Annotated in this window: 23 protein-coding genes; 10 read left to right on the top strand and 13 right to left on the bottom strand. The window is 59.0% G+C overall.

Annotated elements, in window-relative coordinates; genetic code table 11:
* Positions 1-36 precede the first annotated feature (36 nt).
* Positions 37-2,127 carry a transketolase gene (tkt, locus tag ACWXWJ_RS01195; protein ID WP_473963288.1) on the bottom strand — a complete coding sequence of 697 codons (2,091 nt, stop codon included), beginning with the start codon at positions 2,125-2,127 and terminating at the stop codon, positions 37-39.
* Positions 2,128-2,404: 277 nt separating this feature from the next.
* Here tkt and ACWXWJ_RS01200 point away from each other — a divergent pair, with 277 nt between their 5' ends.
* On the top strand, positions 2,405-3,397 hold the full coding sequence (locus ACWXWJ_RS01200) for a heme o synthase (RefSeq protein WP_473963289.1): 993 nt from the start codon (positions 2,405-2,407) through the stop codon (positions 3,395-3,397).
* A 27-nt stretch (positions 3,398-3,424) separates the two neighbouring features.
* Here the strand turns inward: ACWXWJ_RS01200 and ACWXWJ_RS01205 are convergent, their stop codons facing one another.
* From ACWXWJ_RS01205 to mptB, 5 genes are all read right to left on the bottom strand, one after another.
* On the bottom strand, positions 3,425-4,219 hold the full coding sequence (locus tag ACWXWJ_RS01205; protein ID WP_473963290.1) for a hypothetical protein: 795 nt from the start codon (positions 4,217-4,219) through the stop codon (positions 3,425-3,427).
* A gap of 51 nt (positions 4,220-4,270) precedes the next feature.
* On the bottom strand, positions 4,271-5,341 hold the full coding sequence (locus ACWXWJ_RS01210) for a COX15/CtaA family protein (RefSeq protein ID WP_473963291.1): 1,071 nt from the start codon (positions 5,339-5,341) through the stop codon (positions 4,271-4,273).
* A gap of 69 nt (positions 5,342-5,410) precedes the next feature.
* Entirely contained in the window at positions 5,411-6,202 is a 792-nt protein-coding gene (locus ACWXWJ_RS01215) for an ABC transporter permease (RefSeq protein WP_473963292.1), read from the bottom strand.
* Positions 6,199-7,179, bottom strand: coding sequence for an ABC transporter ATP-binding protein (locus ACWXWJ_RS01220; protein ID WP_448307661.1), 981 nt, complete (start codon positions 7,177-7,179; stop codon positions 6,199-6,201). Before ACWXWJ_RS01220 ends, ACWXWJ_RS01215 begins: the two co-directional genes overlap by 4 nt.
* The gene (mptB, locus tag ACWXWJ_RS01225; RefSeq protein ID WP_448307662.1) at positions 7,163-8,956 is read right to left on the bottom strand and encodes a polyprenol phosphomannose-dependent alpha 1,6 mannosyltransferase MptB; all 1,794 of its coding nucleotides are present in this window, start codon (positions 8,954-8,956) and stop codon (positions 7,163-7,165) included. Before mptB ends, ACWXWJ_RS01220 begins: the two co-directional genes overlap by 17 nt.
* A 256-nt stretch (positions 8,957-9,212) precedes the next feature.
* On the opposite strand from mptB, the gene ACWXWJ_RS01230 reads away from it, so the two are divergent.
* From ACWXWJ_RS01230 to ACWXWJ_RS01260, 7 genes are all read left to right on the top strand, one after another.
* Positions 9,213-9,896, top strand: a complete 684-nt coding sequence (locus ACWXWJ_RS01230; RefSeq protein ID WP_473963293.1) for a helix-turn-helix transcriptional regulator — start codon at positions 9,213-9,215, stop codon at positions 9,894-9,896.
* Positions 9,897-9,899: 3 nt separating this feature from the next.
* The gene (gene sufB / locus ACWXWJ_RS01235; RefSeq protein WP_293791258.1) at positions 9,900-11,342 is read left to right on the top strand and encodes a Fe-S cluster assembly protein SufB; all 1,443 of its coding nucleotides are present in this window, start codon (positions 9,900-9,902) and stop codon (positions 11,340-11,342) included.
* Between the two features lie 5 nt (positions 11,343-11,347).
* A complete protein-coding gene (sufD, locus tag ACWXWJ_RS01240; RefSeq protein WP_448307664.1) occupies positions 11,348-12,559 on the top strand; it encodes a Fe-S cluster assembly protein SufD in 1,212 nt (403 codons plus the stop codon).
* A 50-nt stretch (positions 12,560-12,609) separates the two neighbouring features.
* The gene (gene sufC, locus ACWXWJ_RS01245; protein ID WP_448307665.1) at positions 12,610-13,365 is read left to right on the top strand and encodes a Fe-S cluster assembly ATPase SufC; all 756 of its coding nucleotides are present in this window, start codon (positions 12,610-12,612) and stop codon (positions 13,363-13,365) included.
* Between the two features lie 92 nt (positions 13,366-13,457).
* Positions 13,458-14,711 carry a cysteine desulfurase gene (locus ACWXWJ_RS01250; protein ID WP_473963294.1) on the top strand — a complete coding sequence of 418 codons (1,254 nt, stop codon included), beginning with the start codon at positions 13,458-13,460 and terminating at the stop codon, positions 14,709-14,711.
* Between the two features lie 16 nt (positions 14,712-14,727).
* Complete coding sequence (sufU, locus tag ACWXWJ_RS01255) at positions 14,728-15,192, top strand: Fe-S cluster assembly sulfur transfer protein SufU (RefSeq protein ID WP_448307667.1); 465 nt, start codon at positions 14,728-14,730, stop codon at positions 15,190-15,192.
* A gap of 10 nt (positions 15,193-15,202) precedes the next feature.
* On the top strand, positions 15,203-15,619 hold the full coding sequence (locus ACWXWJ_RS01260) for a metal-sulfur cluster assembly factor (RefSeq protein WP_448307668.1): 417 nt from the start codon (positions 15,203-15,205) through the stop codon (positions 15,617-15,619).
* Here ACWXWJ_RS01260 and ACWXWJ_RS01265 read toward each other — a convergent pair.
* Positions 15,609-16,445: a lycopene cyclase family protein gene (locus tag ACWXWJ_RS01265; RefSeq protein ID WP_473963295.1), complete on the bottom strand. Its 837-nt coding sequence runs from the start codon at positions 16,443-16,445 to the stop codon at positions 15,609-15,611. The two genes, ACWXWJ_RS01260 and ACWXWJ_RS01265, sit on opposite strands and share 11 nt — an antisense overlap.
* Before the next feature lie 694 nt (positions 16,446-17,139).
* Here ACWXWJ_RS01265 and ACWXWJ_RS01270 point away from each other — a divergent pair.
* Positions 17,140-18,771 carry an ABC-F family ATP-binding cassette domain-containing protein gene (locus ACWXWJ_RS01270; protein WP_448307670.1) on the top strand — a complete coding sequence of 544 codons (1,632 nt, stop codon included), beginning with the start codon at positions 17,140-17,142 and terminating at the stop codon, positions 18,769-18,771.
* On the opposite strand, the gene ACWXWJ_RS01275 is transcribed toward ACWXWJ_RS01270, so the two are convergent.
* The gene (locus tag ACWXWJ_RS01275; protein ID WP_473963296.1) at positions 18,768-19,511 is read right to left on the bottom strand and encodes a glutamine amidotransferase; all 744 of its coding nucleotides are present in this window, start codon (positions 19,509-19,511) and stop codon (positions 18,768-18,770) included. The two genes, ACWXWJ_RS01270 and ACWXWJ_RS01275, sit on opposite strands and share 4 nt — an antisense overlap.
* Positions 19,512-19,548: 37 nt before the next feature.
* The gene (locus ACWXWJ_RS01280; RefSeq protein WP_473963297.1) at positions 19,549-22,932 is read right to left on the bottom strand and encodes a DUF6537 domain-containing protein; all 3,384 of its coding nucleotides are present in this window, start codon (positions 22,930-22,932) and stop codon (positions 19,549-19,551) included.
* Positions 22,933-23,170: 238 nt separating this feature from the next.
* Here ACWXWJ_RS01280 and ACWXWJ_RS01285 point away from each other — a divergent pair, with 238 nt between their 5' ends.
* Positions 23,171-23,662, top strand: coding sequence for an Lrp/AsnC family transcriptional regulator (locus tag ACWXWJ_RS01285; RefSeq protein WP_473963298.1), 492 nt, complete (start codon positions 23,171-23,173; stop codon positions 23,660-23,662).
* Here the strand turns inward: ACWXWJ_RS01285 and ACWXWJ_RS01290 are convergent.
* Genes ACWXWJ_RS01290 through ACWXWJ_RS01305 form a run of 4 tightly spaced genes read right to left on the bottom strand, consistent with a single transcriptional unit; the run spans position 23,628 to position 26,708 of the window.
* A complete protein-coding gene (locus tag ACWXWJ_RS01290; RefSeq protein WP_448307674.1) occupies positions 23,628-24,386 on the bottom strand; it encodes a hypothetical protein in 759 nt (252 codons plus the stop codon). The genes ACWXWJ_RS01285 and ACWXWJ_RS01290 overlap by 35 nt on opposite strands.
* 59 nt (positions 24,387-24,445) lie before the next feature.
* Positions 24,446-25,819, bottom strand: coding sequence for a PFL family protein (locus ACWXWJ_RS01295; RefSeq protein WP_293791246.1), 1,374 nt, complete (start codon positions 25,817-25,819; stop codon positions 24,446-24,448).
* Positions 25,820-25,837: 18 nt separating this feature from the next.
* Positions 25,838-26,107, bottom strand: coding sequence for an ACT domain-containing protein (locus tag ACWXWJ_RS01300; protein ID WP_293791245.1), 270 nt, complete (start codon positions 26,105-26,107; stop codon positions 25,838-25,840).
* Between the two features lie 31 nt (positions 26,108-26,138).
* A complete protein-coding gene (locus ACWXWJ_RS01305) occupies positions 26,139-26,708 on the bottom strand; it encodes a TetR/AcrR family transcriptional regulator (protein WP_448307676.1) in 570 nt (189 codons plus the stop codon).
* Positions 26,709-26,711: the final 3 nt, after the last annotated feature.

Here is a 26,711-nt window from a genome sequence, read left to right on the forward strand (position 1 = left end):
AGGTGAAGGATCAGTCCTTGTAAACGGGGTCAGAAATTACTTGTTGGCGGCAATGGAATCGTGAGCCGCTGCGACGACAGCCTCGGCGGTAATGCCGAACTCGCGGTATAGAGTCTGGTAGTCCGCGGAAGCACCGTAGTGTTCCAGGGAAACCGTACGACCGTTGAGGCCTACGAAACGGTGCCACGGCATCGCAATGCCAGCCTCGACGGAAACACGGGCGGTGACGGAGCTCGGCAGCACCTGCTCCTGGTACTCGGCATCCTGCTCCAAGAACCACTCCATAACTGGCATGGATACAACACGAGTGCCCACGCCCTGAGCCTCGAGCTCCTTTGCGGCTTCGACGGCGAGCTGTACCTCAGAGCCCGTAGCCAGCAAGATAACTTCTGGGGTGTCAGTGGACTCCTCGACCAGCACATAGGCTCCGCGGGCCACACCGTCGGCAGCTTTTTCCTGCGTGCCTTCCAGCACAGGCACGTTCTGGCGCGTCAGAATCAATGCCTTCGGCGATTCCTCGGCGCGCAAGGCGGCAACCCAGCCAGCGGCAGCCTCGTTAGCATCCGCTGGGCGAATTACTGCCAGGTGGGGGATAGCTCGCAGAGAAGCCAGGTGCTCGACCGGCTGGTGGGTCGGACCATCCTCGCCCAAGCCAATGGAATCGTGGGTCCATACGTGATAGACGTCCGACTTCATCAGCGCGCCGAGGCGAATGGCACCACGGGCGTAGTCAGAAAACTGCAGGAAGGTAGCGCCATAGGGACGGGTCGGTCCGTGCAGTGCAATGCCGTTCAAGATGGCCACCATGCCGTGCTCGCGGATGCCGAAGTGCAGGTTCCGTCCGCCGGGTTCCGTAGTAAAGCTGCGGGTGCTGATGGCCTCCGGACCGAAGCTCGGGGAGCCCTTGATGATGGTGTTTGTGGAGCCAGCGAGGTCGGCCGAGCCACCCCACAGCTCAGGCAGAGTCTTGCCCAGTGCCTGCAGCGTAGCCTCCGAGGCTTTACGCGTGGCCAGGGACTCGCCGGCCTCCCAGCTGGGAATCTCGGCATCGAAATCCGTCGGAAGTTCACGGGAGTAGAGACGGTCAAACAGAGCCTTGTTCTCCGGGTTCTTCTCCGCCCAGGCGTCGAAAAGACCCTGCCACTGCTTGTGCGCCTCCGCGCCGCGCTCGACCAGACCGCGGGTGTGGGCGATTACGTTGTCCTCTACCGGGAACGGCTCGTCGGGGAAGTCCAGCGCCTCCTTGATACCGGTGATTTCCTCCGCACCCAGTGCGGCACCGTGAGAAGCACCCGTATCCATCTTCGTAGGTGCCGGGTAGGCAATAACGCTGCTCAGTCGGACGAAGGTCGGGCGAGTTGTGTCCGCTTTCGCACGCTCAACGGCGTCCAGAATGCCCTCGACGTCCTCACCGGTGACCTCAAGGGTCTGCCAGCCGTACGAGGCGTAGCGGGCCACGACGTCCTCGGTGAAGGCGATCTGGGTCTGGTCTTCGATGGAAATGCCGTTGTCGTCCCAGAAGACAATGAGGTTACCCAGCTGCTGGGTACCGGCCAGCGACGAAGCCTCAGAGGTTACGCCCTCCTGCACGTCGCCGTCGGAAGCAATGACGTAGATGAAGTGGTCAAAAGGCGACTCGCCCGCCGGTGCCTCCGGGTCGAATAGCGCGCGCTCACGGCGGGAAGCCATAGCCATACCCACCGCGGAAGCCAGACCCTGGCCAAGAGGGCCGGTAGTGATCTCCACACCGTCGGTGTGATGAACCTCCGGGTGGCCTGGGGTCTTGGACCCCCAGGTGCGTAGCGCCTGCAGATCCTCTAGCTCCAGGCCGAAACCACCCAAAAACAGCTGAATGTACTGCGTCAGGGACGAGTGACCCGCCGACAGCACAAAGCGATCCCTACCTACCCAGTGAACATCCTTCGGATCGTGTCGCAACACACGCTGGTACAGGGTGTAAGCCAGCGGTGCCAGGCTCATTGCCGTACCGGGGTGACCGGATCCGCACTTTTCAACGGCATCAGCAGCCAGCACACGGGCGAGGTCGACCGCGCGCGTGTCGGTCTCCGTCCAGTCGGCTGGGTAATTCCGCACGGTGAGTGCCTGCTGTTCTGGGGAGAGAGTCACTGTCAGTTGCCTTTCTTCATCAAGCTGAATACCCCATACATACTAATGGTCGCGGCCGACCGCCGTGGCTAGTGGGCACAGATGGTGGGCGCCAATTTTGTATCAGGGTGTGCCATAACCTTTTTACTGAAAGTTGGAACTTTATCGGCGCTCCAGCCGACCATATAGAGATGCACGCCTGAATCCCGTGCATTAGCAAGGCTTTCAGTGCCACGGACACTTGTTCCGAGGGCGCGGTTCGGCCAGCATGAAACGCTCGGGTAGCGTTAGACGCGGAATGGATAGACTGCAGGTGGAACTGCATGACCTGAACTTGGAGGCGAGGCAGCCGGTGAAGACATTCGCTGAGACGGCCAAGGCATACATAGCACTGACCAAACCTAGGGTCATTGAGCTATTGCTGGTAGCCACGATTCCTGCAATGTTGCAGGCACAACGCGGCGAAGTGAACTTCGGTCTTATCCTGCTGACCCTTATCGGCGGCTGGATGGGAGCCGGGGCTGCTAACACCTTCAATAACGTCGTCGATCACGACATAGATCAGCTGATGCGTCGCACCCGGCGCCGTCCGACGGCTCGTCAGACCGTTTCCGTCAGCGAAGCGCGCATCTTCGCCTGGGTGTTGCTCATTATCTCGGTGCTGTGGCTCGGCTTCCTCTGCCATTCGTGGCTGGCCGCCGGGTTCATCGTGCTGACGAACTGGTTTTACGTCTATGTCTACACCAAGTGGTTGAAGCGCCGTACCTGGCAAAACGTCATCTGGGGTGGCGCGGCCGGCTGTATGCCCGTCGTAGTTGGCTGGGCCGTAATCACCGATAACAACGGCGGGGCGTTCCACGCAGGCTGGTTGTCATGGGCCCAGGCGCTCATTTTGTTTATGGTTATTTTCTTTTGGACGCCACCGCATACCTGGGCTCTTGGCATGCGTTACCGCGAGGACTATGAAGCCGCGGGCGTGCCCATGATGCCTGTCGTTAAACCTCCGCTGGAGGTTACGCGCCAGATTCTTGCCTACACGTGGGCGACCGTGGTCACTTCGCTGCTACTGGTTCCCGCCGCTAGCTGGATCTACCTGGCAGCGGCCGTGCTGTCCGGCGCCTGGTTCATTATCAAGGCGCATCTGCTGCACAGTGGCGTGAAAAACGGCACCCCGGTCAAGCCGATGCAGCTGTTCTTCCTGTCGAACAACTACCTGTCGCTACTGTTCGTGGCTCTGTCTGTTGATGCCGTGCTGGGCTGGCAGACTCTCGCCGAGGCTGTGCTCGGTTAGCATCACGACCTAGGATCACGGCTAAGATCACCAAGCCGTTCTGAGCCAATCGCGTTCGGCGAGGTTGAATACGGCTTCGCACTGTTTCTTCGTGAGCCCGGAATCGAGCTCCGCGTGGGTTTGCCCGGGTCGACGACTGATACCGACGATCGCCCAGCCGTTATTGTTCAAACCATCCACGACAGCGGTTTCCGCCGATGAGGCCATATTAAAACGGGTGCGATACCAGTCGGGCTTGCGCTTCATCTCAAACTCAAAGGAGTGCATCTGCCGGAACGAGCCATCAGGGTAAAGCACGTGGAGAGGCGCCCGATAGTAGTAATAGAACGTTGAGCCTGAAGATTCGCTTTCTCGCCTTTCGGTGCGGCAATGATAGACCTGCCCGACCAGCGCTGGGTAGTAGTCGATCCAGCCATTCTTCCAGGCGGTGACGATTCGTCTGCGTCGTGCTAGGGCGCTGGAGATCGAGTAGACCGCGACAACGACGAAGATTATTCCAACGATGAAAAAGACCGTATCCGTGAGACGGAGACCGTCGGCCGTTGCAACCCCTCGGCGAAGTTTGCTGAGAATCAGCATGAGACCAATGGCAGCGAAGACGGCACCGAAGAGCCCAACGACCAGGAAGATAATCATGCGACCTGGCAGGTCCCGAGCGTAAGGCTGCGGCCCCGTTGCCTTTATTGCTTCAAAGGCCCCACTGTTATCCCGCATCGGGTTGGGGGTGGAGTAGTAGCGTTCGCCCCGTTCAGGCACCAGTGGAGTATCGACCCCCGAGTTGAACTTCAGTGTGGTGCGCGGCATGCGCGTCGGCTGAGTCATGGTTCGACCCCTCGTCGCTGTCAGCTAGACAATAACCCTGGACTCTGTATATTAGCCGTCTTTGGCGTTGACAGCCTCGTGGCGCTGACTATCCCCGGTGGTGGTGCCCGTGTGGCTGGCGTTGCCACCGCTGTAGCGGGACTTCAGTGCCCACAGGAATCCGGTGGCGGCGGTAGAGAGGCCGGAGCCGATGACGTGCAACGGAACGGACCAGCGGGGCACACCCAACCAGTACTGCATGATGCCAATGGCAGCCTGCACGATAATCGCGGCAATAACCCAGTAGGAAGCAGTCTTGATGCGGCGCTCAAGATTCAGAGCAAAGACGCCCGCCAACAGGCCGATCGTAAGTCCTAAGTATAGGTACATAAAGCCAGCGTGGATGTGTGCCATGTCGATCAGAGGCACCTGCAGTCGGTGCTCCGGCAGAATAGCCTCATCGCCAGCATGGGGACCCGCGCTGGTAACCAAAGTGCCGGTCATAAGCACCACTGCCAAGCTAATCGCAGAGCCATCAGTGAGGATGCGCAACGGTCGGGGCATCTGCGGCTGCATTTCGCCGTCATCGGGTTCGCCGATTCGCACAACTAGTTTGGCGGCCAGGAATACCAGCAGCATGCTAGGCAGGAAGTGCAGCGCAACCATCCACCACATGAGATCCATGTGGACGGTGATTCCACCAATTACTGCCTGGGCGATAATGCCGATTCCCTGGACGAAAGCCAGGTGGAGGATTGAGGAGCGGCGCGCGGCTCGCACTACCGCAATGAAGCATATGAGGCAGGCGATGATCAGGACGAACGTCAGCGTTCGGTTGCCGAACTCAATCAGTTGGTGAATCCACGGAGCCGAACCCGGCACGGGAAGCAGCGATCCTGGGTGGCACTGAGGCCAGGTGTCACATCCCAGGCCGGAACCTGTCACGCGCACCAGTGATCCAGTGAAAGTGATTCCCGTCTGGCAAGCCAGCAGGATGATGGCAAATAGGCGCTGACGGCGGATAGTCGGCGCGGTGACGGGGCGGGGGAAACCGAATTTGCGGTCTGCTGCATAAACGAATGCGTACAGCTTCAGCAGCGCCTTGACGAAGGGATTACTCTCCTCCGTGGCGCGTCGTTTCATAGTCTCTAGCACGCCTTAAGACTAACGTAACCCCATGTCGCGGGGCTAATTGCCTAAACCCGAAATGTGCTAGTCGCTTTCCATGGTGAAGCGGAAGAAATTTAGAGCAAGGCCGGTGCCTACAACCGCCCATGCCAGCAGGCTCGCCAGCGCAACAAGGTTGCAGCCCCCGTTTTCGACTGCCGTGTGAAAACCCTCCATCAAAGCTACCGAGGGGACGGCCATAAGGAATCCGTTGACGCTCTCGCCGGCGGGTGTCGTCATGGTGGCGTACACCGCTGCGCCCAATAATACGAACCAAATCGTATTGCCCAGCGCCAGCACCAGTTCAGAGCTGAGAGTGCCGCCAAGAAGCAGCCCCAGGCTTGTGAAGGCTGCCACGCCCACCACCGCGGTCAGCAACGCCGCTGGAAATCCAACGATGTCCGGGCGCCAGCCCAAGGCAAAAGCTGCGATAGACAGAACCAGAACCTGCAGCAGTACCACAATGCATACGGCCACTACCTTCCCGGCGATCAGCGCCCACGTCGGCACACCTGCAGCGCCGATGCGCTTCAGGGCACCATAGCGGCGGTCGAAGGCTACGGCGATGGCCTGTCCGGTGAAACCGGCGCCCATGAGGGCAATCGCCAGCGCCATGGGGAAGATACGGGTCACAGCGTGGGATGCATCATCGCCGGGAACCAGCGTCAAACCAATAAGCAGTCCCAACGGAATGACCATAGAGAGCAGTTGCTGCTCGCCGTGGCGCAAGAATAGCAAGGATTCGATCTTGGCCTGTGCCTTTACAATGTCAAAGGATTTGGCCTGTTGCGGCGCCGGAGCGAAGAAACCGGGTTCGAAGCGGCTGGTGCTTTTCATGAGCGAATGTCCTTTCCGGTGATAGAGAGGAACACGTCCTCCAGCGACTGTCGGTTAACTACCAGCTGGCTAATCATCACTCCCAGCTCAGCGAATGCTGCGGCAACGTCGGCAATCGTCTGCGGAGAAAACTCCGGGGCCTCTAGCTTGAAATGTCGGGGCCGGATTTCGTCCACTGTCAACTGTGCTTGTGTGTGCTTGGCAATGGCCGCGGTGACGTCGGGGAGTGGGGCGTCGGAATCAACCTGAACGGAAAGCCACGCAGCCGTAGAATTCGGGTCGTTGTGTGAAGTCATTTCCTCCGGTGTGCCTGCTGCAACTACCCGTCCGGAGTCGATAATGACCACCTGGTCGGCCAGTGCTTCGGCTTCATCCATCAGGTGCGTGGTCAAGATGACAGCTACACCGTCACGCTTCAGGGAAGCTACGAGATCCCACACCGCCAGTCGGGACTGTGCATCGAGCCCCGCCGTGGGTTCGTCGAGGAACACCAGCTCCGGACGACCGACCAGCGCACAGGCGAGACTGAGTCGTTGTTGTTGGCCACCCGAAAGGCGCCTATAGGGTGTCTTCTCGTGGCCCTTCAGGCCGACGGTCTGGAGCAACCATTCCGGATCCAAGGGATTCTTTGAATATGACGCCACCAAACGCAGCATCTCTCCCACGCGGATACCGGGATAAGCGCCGCCACCTTGCAGCATCACGCCGATGCGGCTGCGAACCTCGTCCGAGTGAAGCGCCGGATCCAGACCGAAGACTCGAATACTTCCTTCAGTGGGTTGAATAAAACCCTCGCACATCTCGACGGTCGTGGTCTTGCCGGCGCCGTTGGGGCCGAGTAGTGCGAGCACCTGGCCGGCAGCGAGATTGAAGCTGAGGCCGTTGACCGCGTGGCGATCGCCAAAAGTTTTGACGACATCGCGGAGTTGCAGTATGGGCTCGCTACCGGGTGCCTGTGAATCAGGTCCTGTTGTCATGTAGAGAGAGTCTAGTCCGCTGGCGGTGTATTACGTAGCGTCGCCACTGTTCGTCAGAAGTGCCGTCGCGAATCGACATGGCTTCCGCCAGGTCTGCGTTTCCACCTGCCAGCCACTTCATAATTGACACCACTACCAAGAAGAACACCAGGCTCATCAGGTAGATGTAAATGACGGTTGAGGTCGGAAGCGATAAACCCCGGGGCAGGATAAAGAAGCTAAAGACCACTGAGTAGATAATGGCGGTGAGGTGGAACGCCCGGCGATTTGCCCAGGCCGCAAGCGGGAGAATCGCCCATAGGAGGTACCAGGGGTGTACGACGGGGAAGAAGAGCACCAAGATGAGGGTGGCCACTCCCAAACCGCCCACGGGGTGAATACGCCCGCGGAATGAGGCCCAGAGCATACGCACCACCCAAAAGCCGCCCACTAGCAATCCCAAAGTACGGAAGACAACTAGGGAGGAGTCAATGTGATCTCCGAGTCCCAGGACTCCGCCCAGCGCACCTGAGGCTAGGCCGAGGGAGGTGGTGATGGACATCCAGGAGATGATCTCTGCAGCTCCGCCTTGGGAGGTGATCCAGCCAAAGCCCACACCAGTGAGCAGAGACATCACCACTGCGGCCGTCGCGGAGACCGCCACAGCAACCGCGGCGGCGGTGCACAGATCGACAAGGCGACCGCCAAACCAACGCGCCAGCGCTGCACCGGCAAATCCCAAACCGATCAGCGCGGTGACCTTCACCATGCCAGCCATTGTGATTAGTACGAATCCGCCGATGATGAGGATCCAACGACTAGTAAGGGGGCGATCTTCCTTGTCCACCCCGCGCAAGACCAATTCCATGCCAGCGAGGAGCAGGCCGATCAACGCGGCCTCGTTATGGATGCCGCCAATAAGGTGGAGGATCGCCAGTGGGTTAAGTACGCCCAGCCACAGCGCCGCACCACTGGACACGCCACAGCGGCGCGCCAAACGCACGAGTGCCCAACCACTCAGAGCAAGACCCAAGATGGCCACGAGGCGGTGCAGTACGATGCCGAGAATGATCGAGTTACCTGTGAGCATGGAGATCACTTCTCCATAGCCCAGGGCGACCGGCCCATAGGGCGCAGGGGAGTGTGCCCACATCAAAGGCACGGAGCGAGCCAGGGGATCGTCAATTCCCAGCAAGTCAACCGGGCCTCCGCCGTAAGGATCCCAGCCTTTGGCGGCGATGGCTCCTTGTGCGAGGTAGGAGTAGATGTCCTGAGTAAACAGTGGCGGGGTAAACATCAACGGGGTGACCCACACGAAGAACGTGCGCCAATACGTGCGGACGGGAATCGGGTGGTTCGGCCTACCGGGGGTGGAGACAGCGAAACGCAGCAGTAAGAGCCAGCCGTAGACCAGGAACCCGATGCCTACGAAAACCATGACGGTGGTGGAGTGCAGCATTCTCGCCAAAGTGTTCACACCTGGGAAATCCCAATAGGGATTGTGAACCACGGGAAACGCGCCGGCGCCAAGCCCTCCGACGGTGATCAGCATCGTGCCCAGGGCGCCCAAGAAGACGGCGACGTAAAGCCTCATGGACAGGGCACGGTTGAGTGGTTGGAGCTGTACAGAGCTTTCCGGAGCGTTGTCGCCCTCGGATTCAGAGTGCAGCTGAGCCGAGCGTGATCCCGCGAGGCCAAGTTGAGGCAATTGTTCCCTGAACCTCCGCCACGGTCGCAAGAAGCGGGTACCGCTGGAGTTAGCCAGGGTGTCCGGTGCGTCCGAAGTGGGGGTAGTCATAGGTGGGAATTCTACCGAAGGTCGTTGGAAATTCTCCTTAGCCATGGCCGTGACCAGCACCACAGAGCTAATTGAGCTACGTCACAGCGATGTGTGGCAACTAAGGCAGGGTTACCTTAGTAGACAAGACGGAATATTTACGACACACTTTTGTTGTCTAATCATGTAGGCACATTTTTAGTCGTTTAGTCGCACTGACTGATCGCACAGACTAATCGCACCGACGCACACTATTCGCGACAGAAGGAGGTATAGCGTGGCACGGACATCTGAGGAACGCTCATCGCAGCCAACCACAGAGCGTGACACGCGGCACCGCATTTTGTTGCACGTGCTGCGTCACGGTCCGGTGAGCGCATCGGACATTAGCGAGGCGTTTGGCTTAAGCGCCGCCGGCGTTAGGCGTCACTTAGACAACATCGTGTCAGACGGCCTCGCCGAGGTCGTCGAAGCGCCTCGCTCCGGGCAACGTGGACGGCCTGCCAAGCTTTTCCGGCTTACCGACGAAGGCCGGGCGGAGTTTGGACATGATTACGACACTCTTGCCTTGCTGGCACTGCGTGCCCTCCGCTCTGCGGGTGGGGAAGAGGCGGTAGAGGATTTCGCCGCCCAGCGTGTGCATGACCTACTGAAGGACGTGCCGGACGCTGACGCAGATGTGGCTGCAAGGGCTAGGGCCATTGCCGATGTGCTCACCGCGAGAGGCTATGCAGCCACTGTCGATAGTGCAGGCGGTGGCGTCCAGATTTGCCGTCACCACTGCCCGATCCAAGATGTCGCTCACGAGTTCCCAGAACTATGCGCGGCGGAGCACCGAGTGGTCGCAGAGCTTCTAGGTCAGCACACTCAACCGTTGGCAACAATTGCCGACGGAAACGGTGTCTGCACCACTCATATTCCGCTTAGAACCATTGCCCCTTCCCCCAAGAAGGAAAGTTAAACCATGACTCAAGCTGCACAAACACCTGAAACCAAACCCCAGACAGACGAAGAGATCATTGATTCCATCGGCGCGTATGGCTATGGCTGGCACGATTCCGATGCTGCCGGCGCCTCTGCCCGCCGTGGTCTTAATGAGGATGTCGTCCGCGATATTTCCGCAAAGAAGAATGAGCCGGAGTGGATGCTGAAGCGTCGCCTGAAGGCTCTGGAGATCTTCGACAAGAAGCCGCTGCCGACGTGGGGTGCGGATCTTAGCGATATCGACTTCGACAACATTAAGTACTTTGTTCGCTCCACCGAGAAGCAAGCTCAGACCTGGGATGACCTGCCGGAGGACATTAAGAACACCTACGACAAGCTGGGCATCCCGGAGGCTGAGAAGCAGCGTCTCGTGGCTGGCGTGGCCGCGCAGTACGAATCGGAGGTTGTTTACCACCAGATTCGCGAGGATCTCGAGAGCCAGGGTGTGATCTTCGTTGACACGGATACCGGTCTGCGGGACTACCCGGAATTGTTTGAGGAATACTTCGGCAGCGTCATCCCCGCCGGCGACAACAAATTCTCCGCTTTGAACACCGCAGTGTGGTCCGGTGGTTCCTTTATCTACGTGCCGAAGGGCGTACACGTAGATATTCCGCTGCAGGCTTATTTCCGTATTAACACCGAGAACATGGGCCAGTTCGAGCGCACCCTGATCATCGTCGACGAGGACGCTTATGTCCACTACGTCGAGGGTTGTACCGCTCCGATTTACAAGACCGACTCGCTGCACTCTGCCGTCGTGGAGATCATTGTGAAGAAAGGTGGCCGCTGCCGCTACACCACGATCCAGAACTGGTCTAACAACGTCTACAATCTCGTCACTAAGCGCACGAAGTGCGAAGAGGGCGGCACCATGGAGTGGGTCGACGGCAACATCGGCTCCAAGGTCACAATGAAGTACCCAGCGGTTTGGATGACCGGCCCGCATGCAAAGGGCGAGGTTCTTTCCGTGGCCTTCGCTGGCGAGGGACAGTTCCAGGACACGGGTGCAAAGATGGTGCACATGGCTCCGCACACGAGCTCGAACATCGTGTCGAAGTCCGTCGCCCGCGCTGGCGGCCGCGCCGCTTACCGCGGTCTGGTGCAGGTGAACAAGGATGCCCACCACTCGGCGTCGAACGTTGAGTGTGATGCGTTGCTGGTCGATTCCATTTCGCGTTCGGATACATATCCGTACAACGACATTCGCAACGACCATGTCACGCTCGGCCACGAAGCCACGGTCTCCCAGGTCTCCGAGGATCAGCTGTTCTACCTGATGTCCCGCGGCATCGAGGAAGAGGAGGCTATGGCGATGATTGTCCGTGGCTTCGTCGAGCCCATTGCCAAGGAGCTGCCCATGGAGTATGCCCTGGAGCTCAACCGTCTTATCGAACTGCAGATGGAAGGATCGGTGGGTTAAACCAAATGACCACCCCACTAAACGAAACCGAAGCGACAATCACGCCCGTCAAGGCTGGTACGAGCCACCAGACCAAAGGCGACCGTTTCACCTCTTTCTCGGCTGCGGACTTCGCCGTTCCGCACGGTAAGGACGAGGACTGGCGCTTCACCCCGCTGCGTGAACTGCGCGGCCTACACGATGGGAAGGCTAAGGCTGGCAAGCGCGCCGCTGTCGCGGTCGATGTGGCTGATAACGACGCCCCCAGCGTGGCTATCGAACAGCTCCAGCAAGGCGATGAGCGTCTCGGTCGCGCGGGCGCACCCGTGGATCGTGCAGCGGCACAGGCTTGGGAAAACACCCAGGAGGCCGACTACCTGCGCATTACCAAGGATGCTGCATTGCAGTCTCCGGTAACCGTCACCATCGACGGTCCCGGCGAGGACGAGGTCTCCTACGGCACCCTCGTCGTCGAGCTTGAGTCGCACGCCGAGGCAGTGGTGTTCGTCCGTTATGAGGGTTCCGGTGCTCACTCCGACAACGTGGAGTTTGTTGTTGGCGATGGTGCGAAGTTGACCACCGTGGTCTTTGAGGATTGGAACGACGACGCTGTACACCTGTCGAACTCCCATATTCAGGTCGGTCGCGATGCGGTTGTGCGCCACTACTACGCAGCCTTCGGTGGTCACGTAGTGCGTTCTGTTCCACACGTGCGTTACACGGACACCGGCGGTGACGCAGAACTGCTGGGACTGTACTTCGCCGATGCCAACCAGTATTTCGAGCAGCGTCTGTTGGTGGATCACTCTATCCGCAACTGCCGCTCCAATGTGTTGTACAAGGGTGCTTTGCAGGGCGAACCGGAAAAGGGCAAGGACGCCCGCGAGGCTCGCACGGCATGGATCGGCGACGTATTGATCCGCCCGGATGCAACCGGTACCGACACCTACGAAAAGAACAACAACCTGCTGCTGACCTCCGGCGCCCGCGCCGACGCAGTGCCAAACCTGGAGATCCAGACGGGTGAAATCGTTGGCGCCGGCCACGCTGCTACGGTGGGTCGCTTCGACGACGAGCACATGTTCTACCTACAGTCCCGCGGTATTGACCCGGCCAGCGCCAAAATGCTGATTGTCCGTGGTTTCTTCACCGACGTCATCAAGCGCATCCCGGAGGAACAGATCCGGGAGCTGCTCGAGGACAAGGTCGAGGCAGAGCTCCAGCACACCGTTCTTTAACCCCACCGAAGAAGTTACTTCCCAAAACCCATAGAAAGCTTTTACACACCATGAGCACTTTGGAAATTAAGAACCTGCACGCGCAGGTTGTCCCGGCCGACGAGAACGAGGATCCGAAGCCGATCCTGCACGGCGTCAACCTGACCATCAACTCCGGTGAAACCCACGCCATCATGGGCCCGAACGGTTCCGGCAAGTCCACCTTGTCCTATGCCATTGCCGGCCACCCGCGTTACGAGATCACCGAGGGTGAGGTGCTGCTCGATGGCGAGAACCTGCTGGACATGGAGGTTGACGAGCGCGCTCGTGCTGGCCTGTTCCTGGCGATGCAGTACCCGACCGAGGTACCGGGCGTATCCATGGCGAACTTCCTACGTTCCTCCGCCACAGCCGTCCGCGGTGAGGCTCCGAAGATCCGCGAGTGGGTGAAGGAAGCCCGCGCAGCAATGGAGGAGCTGTCCATCGATCCTTCGTTCTCTGAGCGTTCCGTGAACGAGGGCTTCTCCGGTGGTGAGAAGAAGCGTCACGAAATCCTCCAGCTGGGTCTGCTGAAGCCGAAGTTCGCCATCTTGGATGAGACCGACTCCGGCCTGGATGTCGACGCCCTGCGCGTCGTCTCCGAGGGTATTAACCGCTACAAGGAGCGCGAGAACGGTGGCGTGCTGATGATCACCCACTACCAGCGCATCCTTAACTACGTAAAGCCCGAGTATGTCCACGTGTTTGCCAAGGGCCGCATCGTGGAAAGCGGTGGCCCGGAGCTGGCTCAGCAGCTGGAGTCCGAGGGCTACGAGAAGTTCGTATAACGACTTCCACCTCCGCGCTCCTCGCCACGCCCGCCTTTTCTTTCCCTACAACCTTGCTCGGCCAAGCTTGACCTGGCAGAAAGTGTGAACTTGTGAGTTCAAACGGTTCCCTGGACACCGCGAAGATCCGCAGCGACTTCCCGATCCTGTCGCGCACTGTGCGCGATGGCAAGAAGTTGGTCTATCTGGATTCCGGCGCCACCGCGCAGCGACCTGTGCAGGTGCTCGATGCGGAACGGGAATTCCTGACCACCCACAACGCCCCTGTGCACCGTGGTGCCTACGAAATCGCGGAGGAGGCCACGGAGGCATACGAGTCCGCGCGAGAGGCTATAGCGGCCTTTGTTGGAGCAGAGGATCGCGAGATCGCGTTTACCAAGAATGCTACAGAGGCATTGAATGAGGTCGCGTATATGTTGGGCGACCCAAGGTCGGGAGAGCTGCAGGTCAGCGCTGGCGATGAGATCGTCGTCTCTGAGCTGGAGCACCATGCCAACCTGGTGCCGTGGCAGGAACTCGCCCAGCGTACCGGGGCTACGTTGAAGTGGTACTCGGCCACCTCAGACGGTCGAATTGACCTCGATAGCCTTCAACTCAGCGAACGCACCAAGGTCGTGGCGCTAACGCACCAGTCCAATGTCACAGGTGCTGTTTTGGACGTGGCCGAGGCCGTGCGACGCGCCCGCGCTGTGGATGCCATCTTTGTATTGGACGCATGCCAGTCCGTGCCGCACATGCCCGTGGATTTCCATGAGCTAGATGTAGATTTCGCTGCATTCTCAGGCCACAAGATGCTGGGACCTAATGGCGTCGGCGTGCTCTACGGCAAGTCTCAGCACATGGATCAGCTACCGCCTTTCTTGACCGGCGGTTCGATGGTGGAGAAAGTGACGATGGAAGGCACCACGTTCACCGAAGCTCCACAGCGTTTCGAGGCTGGAACGCAAATGACCTCACAGGTCGTCGGACTCGGTGCAGCGGTGGCCTACCTCAATGAACTTGGCATGGAAAAGGTTGCAGAGCACGAAGCTGAGATCACCGCCTACGCGCTCAAGCAGCTGCAGACCATCGATGGCCTCCGCATTATCGGCCCCACTGACACTCAGAATCGTGGTAGTGCGCTGAGCTTTGTCGTCGAGGGCATTCACCCGCACGACCTAGGCCAGGTTGTCGATGACCAAGGCGTATGTATTCGCGTAGGTCACCACTGCGCATGGCCGGTGCACACGTGCATGGGAGTACAGGCAACTGCCCGCGCTAGCTTCTACATTTACAATGACCTCTCGGAGGTCGACGCGCTAGTTGCGGCCATCGCAAAGGCACAGGAATTTTTCGGAACCGCATAAGGGGATCCACGGTCACATGAAACTAGAACAGATGTACCAGGAAGTGATCCTGGACCACTACAAGCACCCGCAGCACGCTGGCCTGCGCGAACCTTTCGAATCTGAGGTGCACCATGTCAACACGTCGTGTGGTGATGAGTTGACGCTGCGCCTGCACCTTAGTGAGGACAACCAGACCGTGGAGGATATCTCCTATGATGCGGTGGGTTGTTCCATCAGCCAGGCATCCACGTCCGTTATGGCGGAGGAATTGGTTGGCCGCCCGGTCGAAGAGGCCTTCGCCAAGCTCGCCGAGTTTGAGCGCATGGTGACTTCTCGCGGCAAGATCGAAGGCGACGATGACATCATCGGCGACGGTGTCGCCTTCGCGGGCGTATCAAAATACCCGGCACGAGTGAAGTGCGCTCTTCTCGGCTGGAAAGCCTTTGAGGCCGCCGCTACTGAGGCCGGCGTAGCCCCCGAAACCCACGACGCAGAGTAAGGAACCTACCATGACTGACAATGCAAACGCTGCAGAGCCCACCGCACCGGAGATGGATCCCTCGCCGTTGGACAAGGCTCCGCAGGGTCCCTCCGAGCGCAGCCCGGAAGACATGGCCATTGCTGGGAAGGTGGAAGAGCATCTGCTGGACGTTATCGATCCCGAGCTGGGTATCAACGTTATTGACCTGGGGTTGGTCTACGACCTCTGGATCGAGGACAAGAAGGCTGTTATGAACATGACCTTGACCTCCCCGGCCTGCCCGCTGCAGGATGTGCTGGAAGATCAGGCACGCGATGCTGTACTGAGCAACGTCGAAGAGGTCACCGACCTGCAGATCAATTGGGTATGGAGCCCGGCTTGGGGCCCGCACATGATTAACGAGGAGGGTCGCGAACAGCTGCGCTTCCTCGGTTTCACCGTCTAGCCCACACCGCTTGTGCCACCGACCACGGTTGGCAAAACAGCGGTCGCAGGAATTTGTGCCGCAGCCCCGCTCCCTTCCGCAGCGCCCACATTGTGCGTGCCACCGCTAGGCCATCCCGTCCGGTGAGGTACGCCAGTTGCTGACGTGTATCGAGAGCAAAGAAGTGCCCGAAGAAGTCCTTCAAGGTTTCCCCATCAGCTCGCGCAATCAGCTCCCCACCGATTTGTCGCAATGTGTAGGCGGCCCAACCGCCGAGCGGTCGATCGTCCAGGAATTCATCTACTGCCTCTAACGCATGGCCTAGCGAATAGCCCGTTGCCGGGTTAATGAACCCTGCAGCGGCACCGAATTTCTTTCCTTTGTGACGCCGCCGCGTCCCCATTGGAATCGACACCTGTTCTTCGCGTATCACCTGTTCCTCGGTGAGGCGTTTCCATGAGCACCGCTGAGCCAGCCGTTCCCTCAGAAGCGTGAATAATTCCTGCTGGCTGGCCGGATCTGCATTACAGTGCGTCGCCAGGATCGTTTCCTCAAACAGCCAGCCCTCGCTTGTGCGTTGGGCATAGAAGAAGCTGGGCGGGGCTGAGGGATCTTTCAGATCGGGAACGCCCCAATCCATGAGAACTCCGTTTGCTTTCGGGTGTGTGGGAGCGAAGTCAAAGTTATCGAAGGGGAAAAACCACCCCACCGCAAGCTGCCACAGAGCAGCGTCTGTGCGCGGAGCACCGGTGCAATCAATGGCTGACATGCCGTCGGGGAGTGCCTCTGGAATGATCTGCACACCATACCTGTCTAGCGCCTCGACGACAGCTTCTTGATCGAGCATGCGGTTTGTGAAGCCAAGCACACGTTGTCTCGGCGGCGATCCCGCAGCGATTCCTAATGGCGACGGCGGGCCAAATAGGGGGTCTGCCCAAGAAGGGATTTGTGGGGTGAACACTCCGTAGGTACCCGGAAATGGGGTAGGGCTGCCCACTGTAAAAGAGGGATCGTATGCAACAACTGAGAACCCACGTTGAACTGCTCGTATAGCAAGCAAAGCCGCAGCGGGGCCGAACCCTTTAAGCACTAGCTGCCGACCCACAGAAACTCCTTTCTGGAAGTGGAAATGTGGCGGAGATTACTGGGTTTACCCCCGAACTTACATCACCGTGGTTTACTTATATTGTTCTAAGACACACCGCTAGGTTATCGAGAGAGCTACAACTATAAGAACTACCTAATAGAAACTAAAGTGGCCGTAGTTCAGGTTTAGGTTGAGTGTTTGGGGGACAGGTACCGCAGGATATGTAACGCTTAGCCTGCGCAACCTGAACACAGTTTCTAACATAAACATTGTCCTACTCGGTACGAACATACCGTTAAAGTGGGGCAATGAAGAATGGGGGAATGAAATACAGGCCCCGTCGACGACAGACAGGCCAGCGACTCGGGGGCTGTGGGGATCCCGAGTAACGCAGCGCCAGTGTTAATGGGGTGGGGAGGGTCGTCGGCGGGGATGACTGATAGGCTTCTTCCTTGTGATTGTTACTAATGACCTCGAGGTTCGGGTGGGGGCCCGAACTCTGCTGAATGCCCCCGGGCAGCACCTACGCGTACAGCCTGGCGACCGCATCGGCCTGGTCGGACGCAACGGCGCGGGCAAGACTACTACGATGCGCATCCTAGCTGGCGAAGGCGAACCCTACGGCGGCTCTGTCACTCGCAGCGGCGAGATGGGCTATCTTCCACAGGATTCAAAAGAGGGAGATATTGAGCAGACCGCGCGCGATCGCGTGCTTTCCGCCCGCGGCCTCGACCGTATTCGCCAATCCATGGAGCGTCAGCAGGAGATCATGGAGACGAGCGAATCGGCTAGTCAGCGGGATGCGGCGATTCTAAAGTACAGCCGTTTGGAGGAGAAATATCACTCCCTCGGTGGCTATGAGGCCGACAGCGAGGCCGCACAGATTTGCGACTCTCTTGGCCTGCCAAGTCGCATTCTTGACCAGCAGCTCAAGACCCTTTCGGGCGGCCAGCGCCGCCGCGTGGAGCTCGCACAGATCCTCTTTGCAGCCACCGCCGGATCCGGACGCTCTCAGACAACATTGCTGCTTGACGAGCCGACTAACCACCTGGATGCCGATTCCATTACCTGGCTGCGCAGCTTCCTTTCCAAACACGAAGGTGGTCTGATCATGATCAGCCACGATGTGGAACTGTTGGAGGATGTTTGCAACAAGATCTGGTTCCTTGACGCGGTACGGGGTGAAGCCGATGTGTACAACATGGGCTGGTCGAAGTACAAAGATGCCCGCGCCACCGATGAGGCGCGTCGCCGCCGCGAGAAGGTCAATGCCGAGAAGAAGGCCAGCGCACTGAAGCAGCAGGCCGACAAGCTTGGCGCAAAGGCTACCAAGGCGAAGGCTGCCAAGCAGATGGCCGCCCGCGCGGAGAAAATGCTGGGCAGCCTCGATGAGGTGCGCGTGGAGGACCGCGTAGCCAATATCAGCTTCCCGGAGCCGGCCCCCTGTGGCAAAACCCCCATGTTCGCCAAGGGGCTGACCAAGATGTATGGCTCGCTGGAGGTCTTTGCCGGAGTGGATTTGGCAATTGACAAGGGCTCGCGCGTGGTCGTGCTGGGCTTCAATGGCGCCGGTAAGACCACACTGCTCAAGCTTCTGGCCGGGGTCGAACGCACCGACGGCGAGGGTGGCATTGTCTCCGGTCATGGCCTAAAGGTCGGCTACTTTGCCCAGGAACACGACACGATCGATCCGGATAAGTCAGTGTGGGCCAATGCCATCGAAGCCTGTCCCGATGCCGGCGAGCAAGATCTTCGCGGCCTGCTGGGCGCCTTTATGTTCTCTGGCGAACAGCTTGATCAGCCTGCTGGCACTCTGTCAGGTGGCGAAAAGACGCGCCTAGCACTGGCCACCCTCGTGAGCTCTCGAGCCAATGTGCTGCTGCTGGACGAGCCGACGAATAACTTGGATCCGCAGTCCCGTGAGCAGGTTCTCGATGCGTTGCGCACCTACACCGGCGCTGTCGTGCTGGTGACACATGACCCAGGCGCGGTAAAGGCTCTGGAGCCGGAGCGAGTCATCGTTTTGCCAGATGGTGTGGAAGATCTATGGAACGATGATTACATGGAGATCGTCGAACTGGCTTAACCCACCATACCCAGTGAGCTGCGGGAATACTCCACAAAGCGCCGCAGTAGCGAGTTCGCCGCGGCTGTGTCCTGCCCTTCAAAGTGGGCGTAGGTCTCTGCGATCTCGGCTGGGTCGCAGTAGCCCTCGTCCTCATAAAAACTCAGGCGACGTGTGATGCCCGCAGCATCCATTTCGGGGTGGAATTGGCTAGTCCACACGTTGTCACGATAGCGATAGATCTGCACGGGGCAGGTCTCGCCGGTGGCTAGCAAAGTAGCTTCACTTGGCACCTCGGCCACGGAATCTTTGTGCCCCGTCAGCGCGGTGAAACGCTGGGGGAGGCCACCAGTGATCGGGTCGATGCGTCCGGCGTCGGTAAGTGAAACCTCGCTAGTGCCGGCCGATTCGGAGTAGACACTATTGACTTCGCCATCGAGATAATGCGCCAACATCGAGGTGCCGTAGCACGTGGAGAAGATTCCGAAGCGCTGCCGTTCCGACTCGATGTTGATGAAGTCGACGAGCTTCTGGGAAATGGCCTCCTGCCATTCCACGTCGACTGGGCGGGTGATCGTAAACGGCGAGCCGCCGATGAATACTCCCTCCACGCCGTCGAAGCTGCCCAGGTCGGCTCCGGGATTGTCCAGCGGCCTCTGTTCCAGCTCAGCTGGGGTGAGGCCACTGTAGCTCAGGAAGTCGGCGTATTCCGCCGCGAGCACCTCGGCGCCGCTGCGGGGGCAAAGCAGTACAAAAGTCACAAACGCGACTATAACAGACCGCTTAGTCTATTTACTATTATTTGACGCTATTTCGTGCCAACTTATCCAGCAACTCGTTGGCACTGTCGATCTTCTTCTGCTCGAATCCCCGGACTCCATCGGCCGCTGCTGCCAGTTCAGCCAGTGGCGCTACCTGCTCTGCAGCCTGCAGTTCACGTGCACGTCGCAGGATTTCATCGCGGTATACCTGCACCAGCTCGCGTTCGAGCTTGCGCACCTCCGCATAGCCGAAGATATCCAGGCGAGTACCACGGAAACGCTTGGCCTTAGCTAGGGCCCGTAGAACCGGACGCATGCGTGGACCTAGTCCAATCTTCCGATTCAACCCCAGTGCCCGCAGCAGTGGCGGCTGGAATTGGACAGTGACCTCCGCATCTCCCTGTGCAGCGGCGAAGCCGGGATCCAGTGCAAGACGAGCGACCTCGTACTCATCCTTATAAGCCGAGAGCTTATGCAGCCCCGCGGCGAAGTTACGGGTGAGCTCGGCCGGGCCATCTGGATTCACCCGTCTCTCATGGGCATACACGGCACGTACGTCAGCCAGGTAGCTTTCGGCGTCCTCCGGCGTACCCCAGCGACCCATTTCGTCGACGTATACGCCGACTTGTTCCACCAAGCTGGCCTCCAGTAGGCGCTCCATCTTCGCGCGAGTACGCGCCAGGGGAGTAACCTCCATGTGCTGGGCGTAGTCTGGTTCTTTGCTCAACAGCTCGATCAGCGCTTCGGGACGGCTCACCAGCTGGCGGCCCCGGCGAAACGCCTGGATATTCATCTCCGCTTTCTTGCCATTGATTCGCAGTGCTTGCTCTATCGACTCCGGCGTCACCGGCAGAGCACCCGCCTGCACTGCGGCACCGACTAGCAGCATGATTTGGAATGTGGACTCACCGAAAAGCTTCGTAGAAACACGGATTGCGTCGGTGATAATCGCCCGCCTTGCCGCGTGACCCAACGCACCCGCAATCTGCACCCCGTTGGGACGAGAAGCGGTGACGTCCGTGCACATCTGACCAGTCGGAGTCGTCGAATCCGAAAGCACCGCGATTGTCCGCGCCGCATTGAGCACCGAGGTGCTCGGATCCTCCGCACCTGTCACTCCATCGAGGGCGATCAACAGATCTGCACTACCGCGCGGCACCGTTCCGGTGTGCTGGCCGATGGTCCTAGAGATACGCAAATCGGAGACTACCGACCCGCCCTTTTGTGCCAGTCCGGTCATGTCCGTACCACGTACTGCGAGGCCATCGAGGTGAGCCGCAGTGGCGATCACCGCAGATGCCGTCATAACTCCTGTGCCACCGACACCCGAGATGCGTACATTCCACGGATGCTTCGCATTGAGGTCACAGGCCGGGGCCGGTTCGAGATCGGTGGCGTCAACACGTGGCACTTCCCGGGGCCGTTCTTCCGACACAACAGTGGTAAATGCTGGGCAATCGCCGGTCAGGCACGAGCGGTCGACGTTGCAGCTTGTCTGGTCAACGCGGGTCTTGCGGCCAAACTGTGTGTCCACAGGCTGGAGGGAAAGGCAGCCGGACTTCTCTCCACAGTCACCACAGCCCTCGCAGATGCGTTCATTGATCACAATCTTCTCAGTTGGTCGGCTGCGCTTATTGCGATTGCGGGCACGGCGCTTTTCCGCGGCACATTCCTGATCGTGGATCAGCACCGATACACCCTTTTGCGCCGCGAGTTCCTTTTGCACCGATGTCAGTTCCTCGCGTGGGCGAACCTGTACCCCGGAACCGCGCAGTATCTTCCGGGTGCGTTGCACATCGTCACTGGTCACAATAATTCTGCCTGGATTCTCGGCACGCACCATATCCACCAGCCCAGCCAGGCTCGGCTGCCCCACAGGATCCTGGCCACCAGTCATTGCCACGGTGCCGTTGTGCAGCAGCTTAAGGGTTACGTTCACCTTTGACGCCACTAGCGCCCGCAGCGCCAGTGATCCAGAGTGCAGGAAGGTTCCGTCGCCCATGTTTTGCACAAAGTGCTCTTCTGTGACGAAGCTGTGCATACCGATCCAGTGTGCACCCTCGCCACCCATCTGAGCCGTGCCCATGACATTGCCCACGCGCTTGTCGTCCATCAGCATCACCATTGCGTGGCAGCCAATTCCAGCCCCCACCAGTGTGTCCTCGTCCGCGCGGGTGGACAGATTGTGCGGACATCCGGAGCAGAAGTGCGGTACGCGATTGGGTACGGCCAATGGCAGGGAGATCCGAGTTGGCCCCGTCGTCGGCCCGGCTACCTCGATACCGTCAGCGCGCAGCACGCGGGGGAGTTGCTTGAGCGGGTCTTGCACATGCTCGATCCGGGGGCGCACCGGCAGATCGTAGAGGCAGGCGCGCACGGATTCCAGCAGGTGAGTGCCCAGTTCCTCTGCGACAATCAGCTTATCCAGTCCGTCACAGAATCGTTCTAGCTCCTGCGGATCCAATGGAAAAGTCATGGCCAGCTGTAGTACGCGAACCTGCGCCTCATCCACAACTTCCGCAACCTCAAGCGACGTGTTTCCGGCGCAGATCACGCCGACCCGGTCGCCGTCGTTGGCATTCCACCAGCGGTTTAGGCGATGCTCGCGCGCATAGTCCAATGCGCGCTGCAGACGTTCACCTACGCGGGTGTCTTCCAAGGCCAAGAGCCGCTTGCCGAGTAGGCGGGCCTCCGGCTCATGTTCGCCGCCGCGTTCTACCCCACGGGGAGACGTGGCCTCCTTGATTGCCTCCAGATCCACACTGGCTGATCCATCCGCAACGGGTGTAGTAATCCGCAACGCCGTCCACAGTCCGCTATAGCGAGACATCCACGCGGCGTGCGCACCAAGGCGCAGAATGTCGCCCGCATCGACGGGAACCAACGTGGGCATGCCCAGATCGGCCAAGATACGCCCGGAAGCCGAGGGGATGGTGGAGGACTTCGCGGTCGGGTCGTCGCCTACGAAGGCCACCGCTCCACCCGTTCCGCTGGTACCGGTCATGTTTGCATGTCGAAGGGCATCAGCAGCGCGATCGAGTCCCGGCGCCTTTCCGTACCAATAACCGACCACGCCATCGACCCCAGGCTTTACGGTTGCCCGTGCAGTCATCTGCGATCCCGCGACGGCGGTGACGCCCAGCTCTTCATTGACGGCGGGGAAGTGCTGCACGTCAAAATCCTTGAGCAACGAGCCGCGGCGCCCCAGCTCTAGATCGTATCCACCCAGCGGGGATCCCTCGTAGCCGGAAATGAAGCTGGAAGTCTTTAACCCCATATCGCGGTCTGACTCTGCACGATCCAGCACTGTCCGTACCAAAGCCTGGATACCGGTCAGATGGATATTTCCCGTTTTCTCGCGGTATCGCGACTGGGTGTAGTCGGGGAGTTGCTGAGTCGTGGGGATGAAGGTCGAGGTCATCGCTGTTCACCCTTTCATGTGTGCGGAAAATGTGTTTCGAATCACACTAGGTTGATGAGCGGACCAAACTTAAGTACCCCCGCCAAGATATTTCACTTAGCAAATATTTTTAGCTAACCCGCCTTGAGAACTAGGCCAATGGCCTAGAATCTCATTCAACATAAACCATATTTGCTGACAAAAGTAGATACTTTTTAACAACAGGCCTTAATGGGCGTCACAAGGAACGAGAGCGCTAATGCGAGACCTTGACGAAACAGACATCAAACTCTGTGTACTGCTGAGCGAACGCCCAAAAGCTGGGGTGCGAGAGTATGCGCGTGTGCTCGGCGTCGCGCGTGCGACCGTCAGTAGCCGCATGGAAAAGTTGATGGACAGGGGAGTGATCAGTAGCTTTGCGCCACACTTCCACCCCGGAGCCTTGGGTTTTCCTTTAGGTGCCTTTGTCCATGTCACGTTGGACCAGCGCACCCTCGACCGCGTCACGGCCGAGTTTGCGAAGATACCGTGGATTACCGAGGCTCATTCACTCGCCGGTCCTTATGACCTCACCTGCAAGGTGGTGGCACGTGATCATGGCCACCTCGAACAAATCACTCTGAAGCTACAAGAGGTTAAAGGGGTTCAACGAACCCGGACGGAGATCATCCTGCGGGACCGGATCCCCGCCCGGCACAGCCAGCTCTTGCAGAGCCCTATCGGATTTGCGCGACCTCTAGAGCTGCCTTGACCTGCTTTGCGGAAAGATCCGTGGCAATCGTCGCAGTCTCTGGCTGGCCAGCGATATAACGGCAGATGGTCCAGCCATTTGTGTACTCCGGCTCCAGCACATCCATCGGCCCTTCTGCCATTCGCAGGTTGTAGGCGTGGCCGTTCCAGTCGGCAGGAGCATTGAACTCTCCGGTGCGGAAGGTGAAGGGTTGAAGGCCATCCGTTGGATAAGCCTGAGCCATAGCCTTGTAATAAAACCGACGGTCAGTGTTAGTGGTATCGCCATTGTCGTTGTGGGTCGACACTCGCGAGATCCACACCCCTCCGACCCGTACGGGGGCAAAGCGCAGCCAGCCATTTCCCCAAGCCTTACCTAGAATCTGCAGGCGACCACGGCGTTTTCTTGCACTATAAAAGGCAATACCTGCCATCAACAGACCAATAGCTGAAAGCACAATGCCAATCACCGTGGATTGCGTTCCACCACGGAGCCCCAAAAAGCCGCTGAAGAGCACCAGGCAGGCTCCTACGCACAGCACTGCCGTTTGCACCGCGCTAAAACCCGCGGCGTTGCCCGCCACCGGCATGCGCCCGTTATTCGACAAGGCGGCGTTAATTGCCGCCGAACCCGCAGGCAGAGAGCAACGCTCGTCGAAGGTACCGGCCTGGGCGCCCCGCACCAGACCATCCGCTGGGTCGTCGATTACGACCGACGAGCGACCGTACTGAAAGATCTCCACCATGTGCCGAACCACTCCTTGCTTGTTTTATGTTTCAGCTAGTTTTTAGGTTCCGCAAGTTCCTAATTCCGATAACCGTGCAACGGCGCCGGAATAAAGCCACCGCGGTTGATAAACTCCGCGCTGCTGACCTGATTGACGCCGATTACCGGCGCATAGCCCAGCAGACCACCAAAGTCCACGTTATCGCCCACCTTGGTTCCCACCGCGGGGATAACACGCACAGCGGTCGTCTTGTGGTTCATCACGCCAATGGCAGCCTCGTCTGCGATCATGCCTGCAATCGATTCCGCGGGCGTATCGCCAGGAATAGCGATCATGTCCAGCCCCACAGAGCAGATTGCCGTCATCGCTTCCAGCTTGTCGATGCTTATCGCACCGCTGCGCACTGCGTCAATCATTCCCTTGTCCTCCGAAACCGGGATGAAGGATCCGGACAATCCACCGACGCGTGAACAGGCCATCATGCCGCCCTTCTTCACTGCGTCGTTGAGCAGCGCCAGGGCAGCAGTGGTTCCATGCGTACCAACCTGGCCGAGCCCCATATGCTCCAGGATATGCGCCACCGAATCGCCAAGTTCTGCCGTCGGGGCCAACGAGAGGTCGACAATGCCGAAGGGAACTCCCAGGCGCTGTGCGGCCATGACACCCACCAGCTGACCTGTGCGGGTGATCTTAAATGCAGCGCGCTTGATCTCCTCAGACACCTCGTTCAACGTCGCGCCGGTCATCCCGGCTACTGCGCGATCCACCACACCAGGGCCAGATACGCCCACGTTGATTACGCAATCTGGCTCCTCCACACCGTGGTAAGCACCCGCCATGAACGGATTATCGGACACGGAGTTGGCGAACACCACGAGCTTTGCGCAGGCCAGTGTGCCACTGGAACCGTAGGTAGAGCAGTCCTTAATGACCTGCCCCATCTCGCGAACAGCATTCATATTGATGCCTGCTTTAGAGCTACCCACATTAACGGAGGCACACACGACATCGGTCTCATTCAGCGCCTCCGGCAGAGAGCGAATCAGATCCAACTCACCTCGTGTTGCGCCCTTTTCAACCAGTGCGGAATAGCCACCGATGAAGTTCACACCCACTTCATTTGCAGCCCGGTTTAGAGCCTCGGCGATGCGCACTGGATTGCCTTCCACTGCGGATGCGAGAATTCCCACAGGAGTGACAGAGATGCGCTTGTTAACGATCGGAATACCCAGCTCGCGCTCGATTCCTTGGCACACCGGCACGAGGCTGCGGGCATAGTCCACCACGCGCTCGTACACTGCCTCCGCGGTCGCCTGCATCGTCTCGCGAATACACGGCATAAGGTTGATGCCCATCGTCACCGTTCGAATATCGAGACGGTACTTCTCGATCATTTCGATGGTTTCGAGGATGTTGTTGCTCTGGTTTGTGACGCCACGACGTGGATTCATGTTCTAACCCCCGAACCCTTAAACGTCGTGCATGGCGGAGAAGATCGACTCCGACTGCACCCTAATAACCAGCTTTTCCTGCTTCTCGACCTCCGCCATGCGATCCTGCACATCGGCGATGCCAAACTTCGTGTCGTCAATGCGCACATGCAGAATCATGGTGAAGTAGTCGTCCATGATGGTCTGGGAGACGTTGAGAATGTTGACGTCTAGTTCTGCCAGGGCAGTGGACACGGCAGCGATAATTCCGGTGTGATCCAGCCCGGTCACGGTCATGATTGCGATCATGTACTACATGCTACTCACCGGGCCGGACGACTTATTGGCCGGGGGAACGCAGGGACCCTTCCACGAAATCCAGGGCATCAGATAACCCTTCCGTCCCCTGGAGCTGCGCGAGTCTGCCCAAAACGCCCTCCAACACCAACTCCAGGGTTTGAGCAATGGTCTCGATCTCTACGTCAGCACGAATCCTGCCGCTGGCGCGCTGCTCCCGTAGTCGGGTGCGCACGGTTTCCTTTAGCGCCAGCTGATCCAACTCCCACTTCGCTGCAAAGCAGGGGTCAATGTTGACGCGGCGAGTGATTTCAACTCGCATTCCCCACCAGTCTGTCAAGTCTTTTGACTTGACAAGCGTGCGGATTGCGCCGATTAGGCCTTCATCTGCAGCGAGCTCGGCCATTTTGCGCATATCCTCATGAGCCACCTCTAAAAACAGGTGATCCTTGTTTTGGTAGTGGTGGAAGATCGCACCGCGGGACTTGCCAGTGGCTTCCTCTAGGCGGGCGACGGTGGCTCCGTCGTAGCCGAAGGTCGCGAAGCAGTGGCGGGCGCCGGCGAGAATCTCGACCTTTCGCTCTGCCAAATCTCTGTCGCTTACTTTGGGCATCTG

It is taken from the genome of Corynebacterium sp. p3-SID1761 (genome assembly GCF_055862885.1).